The sequence below is a fragment of the Hyunsoonleella flava genome, assembly GCF_004310325.1.
Classification (GTDB): Bacteria; Bacteroidota; Bacteroidia; order Flavobacteriales; family Flavobacteriaceae; genus Jejuia; species Jejuia flava.
The window spans coordinates 740,205-752,412 of the sequence record NZ_SIRT01000001.1; the positions used below are offsets into that span (position 1 = coordinate 740,205).

The 12,208-nt window shown below is 34.9% G+C and carries 17 protein-coding genes; 16 read left to right on the forward strand and 1 reads right to left on the reverse strand.

Annotation, left to right across the window (positions count from 1 at the left end; all coding sequences use genetic code 11):
• Positions 1-25 precede the first annotated feature (25 nt).
• A complete protein-coding gene (locus EYD45_RS03055) occupies positions 26-412 on the reverse strand; it encodes a group III truncated hemoglobin (RefSeq protein WP_130962862.1) in 387 nt (128 codons plus the stop codon).
• Positions 413-503: 91 nt separating this feature from the next.
• Between EYD45_RS03055 and EYD45_RS03060 the strand changes: the two genes are divergently transcribed.
• From EYD45_RS03060 to EYD45_RS03130, 16 genes are all read left to right on the forward strand, one after another.
• Entirely contained in the window at positions 504-1,292 is a 789-nt protein-coding gene (locus EYD45_RS03060) for a Rossmann-like and DUF2520 domain-containing protein (RefSeq protein ID WP_130962863.1), read from the forward strand.
• 3 nt (positions 1,293-1,295) lie between these two features.
• Complete coding sequence (locus EYD45_RS03065) at positions 1,296-1,826, forward strand: KdsC family phosphatase (protein ID WP_130962864.1); 531 nt, start codon at positions 1,296-1,298, stop codon at positions 1,824-1,826.
• A 52-nt stretch (positions 1,827-1,878) separates the two neighbouring features.
• A complete protein-coding gene (locus EYD45_RS03070; protein ID WP_130962865.1) occupies positions 1,879-2,214 on the forward strand; it encodes a hypothetical protein in 336 nt (111 codons plus the stop codon).
• Positions 2,211-3,119, forward strand: coding sequence for a geranylgeranylglycerol-phosphate geranylgeranyltransferase (locus EYD45_RS03075; RefSeq protein WP_130962866.1), 909 nt, complete (start codon positions 2,211-2,213; stop codon positions 3,117-3,119). Before EYD45_RS03070 ends, EYD45_RS03075 begins: the two co-directional genes overlap by 4 nt.
• Positions 3,120-3,124: 5 nt before the next feature.
• On the forward strand, positions 3,125-3,718 hold the full coding sequence (locus tag EYD45_RS03080; protein ID WP_130962867.1) for a Maf-like protein: 594 nt from the start codon (positions 3,125-3,127) through the stop codon (positions 3,716-3,718).
• A 29-nt stretch (positions 3,719-3,747) separates the two neighbouring features.
• A complete protein-coding gene (locus EYD45_RS03085) occupies positions 3,748-4,662 on the forward strand; it encodes a septum formation inhibitor Maf (RefSeq protein WP_130962868.1) in 915 nt (304 codons plus the stop codon).
• Between the two features lie 51 nt (positions 4,663-4,713).
• Positions 4,714-5,265 (forward strand): mechanosensitive ion channel family protein, encoded by a 552-nt coding sequence (locus tag EYD45_RS03090; RefSeq protein WP_130962869.1) that lies wholly within the window; start codon positions 4,714-4,716, stop codon positions 5,263-5,265.
• Between the two features lie 11 nt (positions 5,266-5,276).
• Positions 5,277-6,344 carry a magnesium/cobalt transporter CorA gene (gene corA / locus EYD45_RS03095; RefSeq protein WP_130962870.1) on the forward strand — a complete coding sequence of 356 codons (1,068 nt, stop codon included), beginning with the start codon at positions 5,277-5,279 and terminating at the stop codon, positions 6,342-6,344.
• Between the two features lie 436 nt (positions 6,345-6,780).
• A complete protein-coding gene (locus tag EYD45_RS03100) occupies positions 6,781-7,395 on the forward strand; it encodes a hypothetical protein (protein WP_130962871.1) in 615 nt (204 codons plus the stop codon).
• A gap of 396 nt (positions 7,396-7,791) precedes the next feature.
• Complete coding sequence (locus EYD45_RS03105; protein ID WP_130962872.1) at positions 7,792-8,046, forward strand: hypothetical protein; 255 nt, start codon at positions 7,792-7,794, stop codon at positions 8,044-8,046.
• The gene (locus tag EYD45_RS03110; protein ID WP_130962873.1) at positions 8,047-8,460 is read left to right on the forward strand and encodes a hypothetical protein; all 414 of its coding nucleotides are present in this window, start codon (positions 8,047-8,049) and stop codon (positions 8,458-8,460) included.
• 184 nt (positions 8,461-8,644) lie between these two features.
• Positions 8,645-9,634 carry an AraC family transcriptional regulator gene (locus tag EYD45_RS03115; protein ID WP_130962874.1) on the forward strand — a complete coding sequence of 330 codons (990 nt, stop codon included), beginning with the start codon at positions 8,645-8,647 and terminating at the stop codon, positions 9,632-9,634.
• 223 nt (positions 9,635-9,857) lie between these two features.
• On the forward strand, positions 9,858-10,004 hold the full coding sequence (locus EYD45_RS16700; protein ID WP_165453876.1) for a hypothetical protein: 147 nt from the start codon (positions 9,858-9,860) through the stop codon (positions 10,002-10,004).
• Positions 9,994-10,485 carry an anthrone oxygenase family protein gene (locus EYD45_RS03120; protein WP_130962875.1) on the forward strand — a complete coding sequence of 164 codons (492 nt, stop codon included), beginning with the start codon at positions 9,994-9,996 and terminating at the stop codon, positions 10,483-10,485. The genes EYD45_RS16700 and EYD45_RS03120 overlap by 11 nt, the downstream gene beginning before the upstream one ends.
• A 50-nt stretch (positions 10,486-10,535) precedes the next feature.
• Complete coding sequence (locus EYD45_RS03125; RefSeq protein ID WP_130962876.1) at positions 10,536-11,084, forward strand: NADPH-dependent FMN reductase; 549 nt, start codon at positions 10,536-10,538, stop codon at positions 11,082-11,084.
• A gap of 27 nt (positions 11,085-11,111) precedes the next feature.
• Complete coding sequence (locus tag EYD45_RS03130; protein WP_130962877.1) at positions 11,112-11,951, forward strand: NmrA family NAD(P)-binding protein; 840 nt, start codon at positions 11,112-11,114, stop codon at positions 11,949-11,951.
• Positions 11,952-12,208: the final 257 nt, after the last annotated feature.

Sequence of the window (12,208 nt, forward strand, 5' to 3'; positions counted from 1 at the left end):
AATATTGAAGGGCTATAAACAACAACTAACCCCTAGCCTCAAAAATCTTCAAATAAATAAACGTTCCCATTTTTCTAGCCCGCCGTTTGGCGTTTTCAGCATAATCGCCTTCAAACAGCTCGTTAATAGTTTCAAACCATAAATTAAGCCAAATACCAAAGTGCATCTCGGTAATAGAGTGATTAAATTGTTTGTCAACCTTAATGTGTGCTGCCAATGGATCTCCAGAATAGCGGGTTTTTAAAAATAAGCTCGATTCCCAAAACGTCGTAAGTAATTCCAAATGTTCATCCCAATCTTTAATAGTTTCATTAAAAAAAGGGCCTAAAGTTTCGTCTTCTCTAATCTTGTTATAGAATGAACTCACTAAAAGATAAACATCCGCTCTATTTTCTATATCCTTTTTTGCCATTACTCAAAAGTAAATTTTTTAAATCATATAATGCGATTAAAAAAATGTAAATCCTAAATCCTAAATCGTAATTCTTGCTTATTTTAGCATCATGATTTCTGTAACGCTTCTTGGTGCCGGCAATGTTGGAACGCATTTATTTAAAGCTTTCAATAAAAACAATCAAATAACTGTAAAACAATGGTTTAACAGAAGTTTAAATTCCATTTCAAAATATAAAAATAATGTTAGTATTACAGATGATTTAAGCAATCTGGAAATCGCTGATGTTTACATTATTTCAGTGAGCGACGAAGCTGTTGCCGATATTTCAGCAGCATTACCTTTTGAAAACAGATTGGTGGTGCATACAGCGGGCAGCATTAACATCCACGATTTAGATAAAAAAAACAGACGTGGTGTATTCTACCCTTTGCAATCTTTCACCAAAACGGCAGATTTGGATTTTTCTGAAATCCCAATTTGTATCGAAACCCTTGAAAAAACAGATTATCATGTCCTGAAGTCTTTAGCCTTAAAATTGGGTGGACCTGTGAAAAAAGTGAATAGCGACCAACGCAAAATCTTGCATTTGGCAGCCGTTTTTGTAAATAATTTTACAAATCAAATGTATCGTATTGCTCATGAAATTACAGAATCTGAAGCAACAGAGTTCGATTTACTAAAACCACTTATCTTAGAAACTGCTAACAAAATACAAGATCTATCACCTTACATGGCACAAACTGGTCCTGCGAGGCGTAATGACCTAAAAACCATTAAAAATCACTTAAAACTTTTAAAAAACGAAGAGCATCAGGAGATTTATAAACTAATGACCAGATCAATCCAAAACACCCATGTTGCCTCAACGCGTGCAACGCGCTCCAAAAAAAACTAAATAATGGAAGAGAAAAGTTATAAAGAATATTTAAACCATATTACCACGTTTATTTTTGATGTTGACGGCGTTCTAACCGATGGCACGGTACATATTACATCATCTGGCGAAATGTTGCGCACGATGAACATAAAAGATGGCTACGCCCTTAAAACCGCTGTTGACCAAGGATATAACGTTTGTATCATTTCTGGTGGCAGCAATGAAGGTGTTGAAAAACGTTTAACAGGTTTAGGCATTACCGATATTTATTTAGGTGCTCACAATAAAATTGAGCAGTTGGATGATTATTTTAATCGTAAAAAATTAACTTCTGAAAACGTACTGTACATGGGCGATGATATTCCCGATTATCCCGTAATGAAAGGTATTGGATTACCCTGCTGTCCACAAGATGCAGTGCCTGAAATTAAAGCCATATCAAAATACGTATCACACAAAAATGGCGGTAAAGGTGCGGTAAGGGACGTTATCGAACAGGTTTTAAAAGTCCAAGGGAAATGGAATGGGAATTTTAGCGCTAAGTATGATTAATACCAGTTTGCAGTTGCAGTCTCAGTTTTCAGTTCTCGTTTAATAAATTAGAATGAAGCGCAAAAGCAGACGTATCAGTATTGGTTTTTGTTACATAGGTTTTGGCAACAAACAAAGTAATTTCAATCAGAAAAACGATAATCCGTTTGCAACAGCAAAAGACAGGCTCCATAAGGCATCACATTATCATTTCAAGCTAGATTTTAAACATGAAAAACTATCAAAAGAAGACAAAGAGCTCATCAAAAGTAAAATTAGAAAAGCTGAAAAGTGCAAGATTGTCATTGCGTCTATTGTAACAGTTGTGGTTATTATTATCTTATTTTTTCTTTTGAGGATTTATTTGTTTAATACCATTGATAATAGAAACACACCGATTGTATATTGAATTTCTTAAACCTCATCCGCTGGAAGAATTTATTAATGATTGCCCTTGTGCAACTTTTAATTAAGTATGCACTTCTAGAGCCTTTTGGAGTAAACACAGCACTTGACGGACTTGGAATTACTCTATTAATTTTAGCTACCACAAGTATAGCTGCGGCAGGAAACATCATAAACGATATTTACGATCAAAACACGGATGCTATCAACAAACCCAATAAAGTTATTGTTGGCAAATTCATATCAGAACAGGCAGCCTATAACGCTTTTATCATTTGTAATATTATTGGTGTTGGCATTGGGTTTTACCTCTCACACCGCATAGGCAAAAGTCCGTTTTTTACCATTTTTGTTCTTATTTCTGCACTACTCTATATTTATGCGTCGTATCTTAAAGGCATATTACTTGTTGGGAATATTATAATTTCAATTTTAGTTGCTGCAAGTATTTTAATTGTTGGTCTGTTTGAGCTCTCGCCAACCATAACAGTATATAACAGAGAAATTCAAATCACTTTTTTTAGAATCGTTTTAGACTATGCCATATTTGCTTTTATGATTAATTTTCTACGAGAAATTACAAAAGATATTGAAGATGTAGATGGCGACCATAAAGTAGGCCACAACACCTTACCCATAGCCATTGGGCGCGAACGTACGCGTAATGTGCTAATTGCACTCAATTGTATCCCACTAGTAGTTATAATCATCTACACAATAACTAATTTGTACAAACAACAGCTAATGCTTATCTACTTTTTAGTAGGCATTATTGCACCGTTAATCTATATTTCCATAAAATTATTCGGTGCTAAATCCAAAGACCATTTTCAGCATCTATCAAACATGTACAAGCTAGTGATGCTATTTGGAATGCTTTCGCTACTTTTATATGCGTTTACAATTTAAGACTGGTGCTCAAAGAAAAACTAAAAGAATACAATATCATTTTAGCCTCTCAATCCCCGAGGCGACAAGCCTTTTTTAAGGAATTAGGTTTAGATTTTGAAATCCGACTAAAACCCGTTAAAGAAGAATATCCGCCAAGGCTAACTCATTTTGAAATAAGCAATTACCTGGCGCAATTAAAGGCACTTCCGTTTAAAGACGAATTGCAACCCAATGATATTTTAATTACCAGCGATACTATTGTTTGGAACGATAACACCGCATTGGGAAAACCAGAAGATGTCGATGAAGCAGTTTCAATATTAAAATCATTAAGCGACACCACGCACGAAGTAATCACCTCGGTATGTTTCACAATGACAGATTATGAAAAAACCTTGCACAACATCACCAAGGTTACCTTTAAAGCACTGTTAGATGATGAAATAGACTACTACATCAAAACGTATAAGCCTTTTGATAAAGCAGGCGCCTACGGTATTCAAGATTGGATTGGGCAAATTGGTGTCACCAAAATTGAAGGCTCCTATTTTAACGTTATGGGCTTGCCCGTTCATCTTGTGCATAAAACGTTAAATAGCATTGCCGACCTGAAGTAAGTTTGTAATTTTATAAAAAACATAATACTATGAAAGCCATTAGTTCATGTACTGTTATTATTTTAGGATTATTAATAACATGCTTTGGATGCAAGGAAGAATCCACAAAAAAAGATACGCTAGCAATTAATTCATCTAACCAAAACGCAAAACCAGCACAACCTTTAAGCCAACAGTTTAAAGACTATTGGTACGCCGGAAAAGCCGAAATTTCGTCCTATAAACTTGAACAAGCACGCTATGGCGAAATGCGAGACGGCACCGCAGTTTTAATTTATGTAACTGAAGATTTTCTACCCGAAATTCAGGTGAAGGCAGATCATAAAAGTGATAAAAATATTCCTGTTTTAAAGCTAAATGCCACTAAAAATTTCAATACGGGCATTTATCCATACAGCATCATGCAAAGTACGTTTTACCCTGTGGGAAACAACCAACATGCCATTAAAGTGTCAAGTTCCATGCAAGAATGGTGCGGACATGTATACGCGCAGTTAAACAATAAGGATAATTTTGAAATTATGTCCCACTCCTATTTTGAAGGAGAAGCTGACCAAAACTTCAAACTTGATAAAGCCATTTTGGAAAATGAATTATGGACACAGCTACGCATCAATCCAAAATCCTTACCAACGGGAAATATTGCCGTAATCCCATCATTGGAATTTACTAGAATGAAACATATTGATATTAAGCCATATCAAGCGGATGCGACCTTAACAGGGGATACATACACCCTAAAATACAATAATCTAAACAGATCATTAATCATCACATTCAATCCAATGTTTCCATATGATATTTTAGGTTGGGAAGAAACGTTTCAAAGTGGCTCGCAAACCATGACAACAAAGGCCACCAAACTCAACACCATAACATCGCCATATTGGCAAAAAAACCAGAACAAACACGAGGTTTTAAGAGATTCACTCAAATTAAATTAAAATCTAAAAGTTTTGAATGTATATTTACTGCATATTTAATGGCTTTTAAGAATGATTGCAGAGTTTTTTGAAACGTACAGCATAGAACTTATACAAACCGGGTTTGTCATAGGAATTCTTTTCATTATTGCGCTCATCACTAACATCCTTATAAAAAAGATTGGACGCAAAAGTGGTATTAATGAGGCAAGAATAAGGTTGATGCGCAGATACGTGCTAGTATCGTTATTAATTATCGGTATTTTAATCCAAGCCTTTGTATTTGGTGCCAAATTTGAAGACATCGCAGTCATATTCTCTTCAGTATTTGCCATTATTGGTATTGCACTATTTGCCATCTGGTCTATTTTAAGCAATGTAACTTCGGGCATCATCATGTTCTTTAATTTCCCATATAAAGTGGGCGATAAAATTTCAATACACGATAAAGATTTTCCTATCACGGCCATTATTGAGGATATTAGGGCGTTTCAGCTACATTTACGATTAGAAAATGGCGATTTGGTTACCTATCCAAACAACCTTATGCTACAAAAAGCAGTAACACTGGTAGAAAAAGATGCTATTGAAGCTGATAGTGATGATGGCGCAGATGCAGTTTAAATATTAAGCCTATGCCCAGAAAAAGAGTGTATCGATCCAAGAAAAAACTAGGACAAGCTCCTGGAAGCGTGGTGTATACGGGCGAACGCTCTAAACCTAAATTAGTACTCGAAGCCTTTGATTATACCAAACAGAGCTGCACGGAAAAAGAACTCCAAAACATAGAGGAAAGCTTTGAGTTTAAACAAACAGCATCGGTTACCTGGATAAACGTTAACGGACTCAATTACGTTTCAGAAATTGAAAAACTAGGGCAGCATTACGAGCTACATCCCTTAGTTTTAGAAGATATCGTAAACATAGCCCAACGCCCAAAAATTGACGAATACGAAAACTACCTGTTTATCGTACTCAAAATGCTATATTATGATAAAAGCCAAAATATCGTTTCAGAGCAGGTGAGTTTTGTATTGGGTAAAAACTATGTGCTGTCCTTTCAAGAAGCCGAGGGCGATGTGTTTGATACCGTAAGAGACCGCATTCGTTATGCCAAAGGTCGCGTGCGCAACATGCAGTCAGACTATCTACTTTACACGCTCATTGATGCCATTGTAGACCATTACTTTGGGGTTATAGAAATCCTGGGCGATAAAATAGAAGATTTCGAAACCGAAATATTTGCAGGCAACGTCAATGAGGACGCCAGCCGAAACATTCAAGAGTTAAAACGCGAGATACTTCGTGTACGTCGTGCCATCTTTCCACTGCGCGAAATGCTTAACCGTATCGATAAAAACGAAACCGCACTCATACAGCGCAAAACCCTCACCTATTATCGGGATATTTACGACCACCTAATACAAGTCTCAGAAAACATAGACATCTACCGCGAAATGATATGGAGTTTAATGGACATGTACATGACCTCCATTAGCAACAAAATGAACGAAGTCATGAAGGTACTCACTATAATGGCCTCTATCTTCATCCCGCTTACCTTTATAGCAGGCGTTTACGGCATGAATTTCCAAAACATGCCAGAGCTACACTACAAATACGGCTACCATACTGTTTGGGCCGTCATGGTACTTATATTTGTCGCCCTACTCTACTATTTTAAACGGAAAAAGTGGCTGTAACGGCTATTATTTTTAGGGCGTTACCCTCCTAAGGTCGGGTCGGGCTATCCACTATATCTTTTCGCAAAGCGTTCCGAACTTGTTTCGGGATCACATCAATTTTAGAACAAGCCGCTGCCCCTTTAAAAACCCGTCATTCAAGGCTTGCGAAAAGGATGCCGCTACTATCCCTAATGCGGACTCAGAAACATCTTGAATATTTCGAAATAAGTAAGAAAAGTATTGGTTAAATTGATAACTTTTAGTATTTTTACAAAAAGAACAATTTGGGATAAAAACAACCAAAAATTCCGCATATCCGCCCAAATGGAAGGTATATAAAGAATAAAGTTCCGCATATAAACAAGTTAGCAGCAACTTAAACCGAACATTGGGAATATTTAGTTTCATAAAGAGAAAACGAGTAGAATCATCGCCTAAAGAGATAATAAAGCGAATGATTGACTACATTCCTGAATTCTATAAAAACCACAGACAATTTCAAAACAGTATTGAATTTTACGAAAAAAATGAATTAGGACTTGCATTAGAAAGTCTTGTCGAATTAGCTAACGAAACTCAACATTATTTTTCAGAAGAATTTTGGACTGAATTAGCTAAATCTGCCAATATAATGGAAATGGACAAAATAGCTTCTTATTGTAAAAAGCAGTCGAAAAAAACTTTAAAAGGTTTAGATTATAAATTGCCTTTTGGTTGGACAACTTATAAAGTAAGTGAGAATAATTTTCAAGTACATATTTCAGAGAAACTAAATGGAGAATGGAAAACGGAACGAAGAAAAAAAGACGGAATTGAAAAACTGCTGACAAAAGACGGAATTCATTTCTCGAATAAAGGAAGAAATGGATATATCTATTTTGTAGAAAATGGGAAACTAATAGAGTTCGAATGGGAATTAGAAGTTGGAGGAATAAGACTATGGTTTGAAGCCGAAACCCATTGGTACTTGCCTACCAAATCGGAATTAAATATAGAAGACAAGTCAAGAATAAAGGAATTGATTATTGACTGGGCTGAACAGAATAAAGAACGAATTGAATTTGATTAAAAAGCAGCTGCTAACACCGTGTATAATTCATTGCTAGTACTCGCATACTTACGAAAATCCTCGCGGATTTTCTATTCGGTGTGTATTTGCTAATTTAGCTGCTCAAACACGCAACGAAATCATACACAAACACGTTGTAGTGCATTTGAGAAAAACGATATGCTTAAAATAATCCGAATAACATTTTACATAGTTTTGTTCCTGTTTTTATTGGATATTTTCGACTTGTTTCAAACGAAAATCGGATTTTTAAAAGCTATTATTTATTACGGATTTTTGATTTTACCAATTCCTTTACTCATATTAGAATTTAAGTCAAATCGTAATTTGAAAGAACCCATTTTACGGAAAGGAATTCCTATCCTGACTATAATCGGAATTCTATATTTGAACCCGATGAAAATACTGTTAAATACAGCAACTTGGAAAACTCAAACTATTGAATTAATAAATGAAAACTATAAAAACCATAGAGTTGAATTCCAAATGAAAGACATTGGAGCTTTGGGTTATGCCAAACGTAATGCTGAAATCTATTATTTGACAGACTATTTCTATTTTGTACTTGCTGAAACGCACGATGAAAGAAACTTTTTAGGAATAAAGTGGAAAAGGATTGACCAAAATATTAACGAAATTGGATTAAAATAAATGGATTTAAAACCTGGAAAATTGATTCTATATTTTGGGCTTTTTTGCTTTGCAATTTCCCTCTTATTAATATACGTTCTATTTTTTGTACTTAAAGAATATGAAAATGGCGGACTTTTGAGCGTTCTTGGAATGTTAATTGGATTTTCATTAATCGGACTTTATCTAACATTACATTATTTCAAGTATAGAATTATAATCGGAGATAAATCAATGACTATTAATAACGAGATTGGACAGAAAGAAGAAATTTATTGGAATGACATTGAAAAAGTTGATTACAATAAAACCTTTAATATCATTGTAATTTGGAGTAACCAAAAGAAAAAATGGATTAGTCCTATTTACGGTCATTTCATTGATTTTATAGAACCAGAAAAATACACTGAAAAACTAAAACGAATAATTAATTAAAAACGCACTACAACAATGGCTATAAGTAATTGCTACTACTCGCCTACTTTGAAAATTCCTGCGGAATTTCCAACTAGGTGTTTACCTGCAAAGTTAACTGCTAGACCACGCAACTACTCATAGCCCAACCGTTGGCAATAATTAAAAAGAAACAGAGAATCTAAAATAATACGCTTGTAAAAAAATGAAATACTTCTCTGCAAATCTATATGTGAAAATGCTTAATTGTGCCATAGCTGAAGGCATGGTTCAAGAAGATTTTGCAAATTGGACAACTTCTTTAGAGGAAGCCAAAAAATTAGAGGTTATTTCAGCTGAGGAGTTTTTAACCGCACATGAATTACTAGATGACATATTAGGTCCTGGATTTGGTGTTCGTGTTGGACAGCAAATGATTATTGAAGATTATGGCGTGTTAGGCTTATCTTGGCGAACCTGTTCTCGTGTTGGTGAAATTTTTGAGCGAAGTGAACGTTTTTTCAAACTTTTATCTAACACTTTTGTATGGCAAATTCAAATAGAAGATGATATCTCACATGTTATTCTTAATAGGGAGGCACATAGAAGAGGTATGGAACTATCAACTGAGGCAAGTTTGTCTGCAACCGTTGTTGTATTACAAGCTATGTCTGAGCAGAAAATATTACCAACTCAAGTCAGTTTTAAGCATAGTGCACCAAATGACTTATCTAGCTTTGAAAAAGCATTTAATTGTTCCATCTTATTTAACCAACCTCAATATGCGATAAGCTATAAAACAAAAGACCTTAATTTAAGAACAGCCAAAGCAGATGCCAGTATTAATAGTTATCTACTACAACAAGTGGATGAAAAAACTAAGGGCATTAAAATTCCAGGTTCAAAATTTGTGCGCGACGTTGAATCCCTAATAAAAGACGCGCTACCGACAGGTATTCCTAGTATTCATCATATTGCTGACCTTACGGCTATGAGCAACCGAACACTAACAAGAAGACTGTCTGAAACTGGCGTAACCTATCGTGACTTAATTAAAAAAACGCAAGAATCTATTGCAAAAGATATGCTTCGCAATACTATGCAAAGCGTAGGCGAAATTGCTTTCTTAACTGGTTTTTCCGAGCAAAGTGCATTCAATCGTGCTTTTAAGAAATGGACTAACCAAACACCTTCCGAATTTAGAAAATCTATCTAAAATTAGCCTTTTGGCGTAAAATGTTAAAACGTTGTCTTTAAGTGTCAAAAATTCCTTTTGAACACTTTGCACCTTTGTATCATCAAATTAATTAATACAATTTAATGATGGTAACACTAGTAAAATTTTTAATCGGAATTAGTACTGCACTTCTAGTTAATTCAACAAATGCAACGTTTGTCATCGTAAACGCAATAAAAGACGTGTATTCACAACAGAAAATATGAATACCTGGGCTGATGATATTTACACGCAAGTCTTTGTAAAAAAACGCATGCCTAAAGGTAAAAAAATAAAGCTCACTTCTAAAGAGTATCAAGATTTATTAACCTGGATATCATCCACTCAAACTTCAACCAATGGAATTTAAATTAAAATTTATCGTGTTAATACTAGGCTTAGTATTTACTGGCTTAACGGCTGGACTATGTTTTACTTGGTCTAATGCTGTAACACCAGGAATTGGACGACTTGATAACCTAAGCTTCTTAAAAGCTTTTCAAGCCATGAATAGAGCAATCATTAATGGCAAATTTATGATTGTATTTTTTGGACCGGTTCTACTACTCTTTCTTAATACTTATTTATTTAAGGGAAACAATACTAGCTTTTTGCTATTTCTGATTGCAGCAATACTGTTTTTTATAGGAATAGGCTTGGTAACCATTTTCGGCAATGTGCCTTTAAACGAAATATTAGACAAATCGAATCTGGAAGCACTCTCAAAGGTAGAATTGCAAGAACTTCGGGACAAATTTGAGCAACCATGGAACCGCTTGCATACTATAAGAACACTCTCTTCATTTATTTCTTTTGTGTTCTTAATTATAGGAATGCTCTATTCAAAATAAGACAACTCATCAATCAAAAAACGAACAATTAGTTTTAAATCTTAAACATCATGAAAAAAATAATCACAATCGCAGGAAGCAATAGTCAGAACTCTATCAACAAAAGTTTGTTGTTATATACTTCCAACTTATTAGAAAATGTAGAAATCATTTCAATCGACTTAAACGATTATGTCCTACCAATGTATGGAGTCGATTATGAAATTGAAAATGGCATACCAACAGCCGTAAAAAAACTCAATGAGTTATTAGATAACGCTGATGCATTTATAATAGCGCTGGCAGAACATAACGGAACATACACAGCAGTATTTAAAAACACCTTAGACTGGTTGTCTCGTGCTAATGTAAAAGTATGGCGAGACAAACCCACCTTCTTAATGGCAACCTCACCTGGTGGTCGCGGTGGAGCTACTGTTTTAAAAGCAGCGGTAAGCTATTTTCCATTTTTAGGGGCTAATATCGTTGCAGACTATTCCTTGCCTAGTTTCTTTGATAATTTCTTAGACAATGATATTTCAAACACAGAATTAAAAGAAGAGCTGAATCAAAAGGTTCAACTTTTCAAACAACACTTAAATATCAATTCAATCATATAATAATTATAAACTTTAAAAACAGAAAACATGAAAACAGAGAACATTTTAATTATCGGAGGGACTGGAAAAACGGGTCGCCGAGTTGCAAAAAATTTAACACAATTAGGTCACAACGTAAGAGTTGTTGGACGAAAAACAGAACCAGCTTTTGACTGGGAAAATCCAGACACCTATGGTGCAGCTTTAAAAGATATGGATAGAGCTTACATTGTATACTATCCAGATTTGGCGGTTCCAGGTTCTAGAAATGCCATTACAACACTTACTAAAAAAGCCTTAGAAGCTGGATTAGAAAAAGTAGTATTGCTATCTGGAAAAGGAGAAACTGAAGCCGAAGCTTGTGAGGATATCGTAGCTAATTCAGGCTTGAATTACACTTTGGTGAGAGCTTCTTGGTTTAATCAAAACTTTAGTGAAGGTGCATTTTTAGATTTCGTCTTGGATGGTGTAGTTGCATTACCAATGCCTGAAGCAGAAATTCCATTTGTAGACGCCGATGATATTGCCGATGTTGTATCTAAAGTGCTAATCGATGATTCATATAATGGACAAACAATTACAGTCACTGGACCCCAAAAAAGAACCTTTAAAGAAGTAGTCGAGATTATGGCTGAAGCTTCTAATAAACACATACAATTCGTTCCTATTACCATTGAAGAATTTAAAGATGGTATGCGCAAAGTAGGACTACCAGATTCTTATGTATGGCTGTTCGGTTATTTATTCCAAGAAGTATTAGGAAATCCAGATAACCAAGAAGTTTCAAATGATGTCGCCAAAGTGTTAGGCAGACCGGCTAAAGATTTTGAAACCTATGCTAGACAAACTGCTGCAACTGGTATTTGGAATCAAGTAAGCGTCGAATAACTATTGCCAACAATGTGTATAAGTAATAGCGGTTTAGGTAAAAACTTAAACCGTTTTTTATTTTAATTATATTATTTTTATAATTGAATATTAGCCGTATGTAATCCGCTACTACTCATACACGAACACGTTGTGTGTAATTTTGACCCGTCCTGAATAAAGGCTACATAATTTTAAACATTATGTATAAAAATGACAAAGTAATCAGACGGTATTCAGAACCTTTTAAACTGAAAATTTTAGACGAACTTACAACA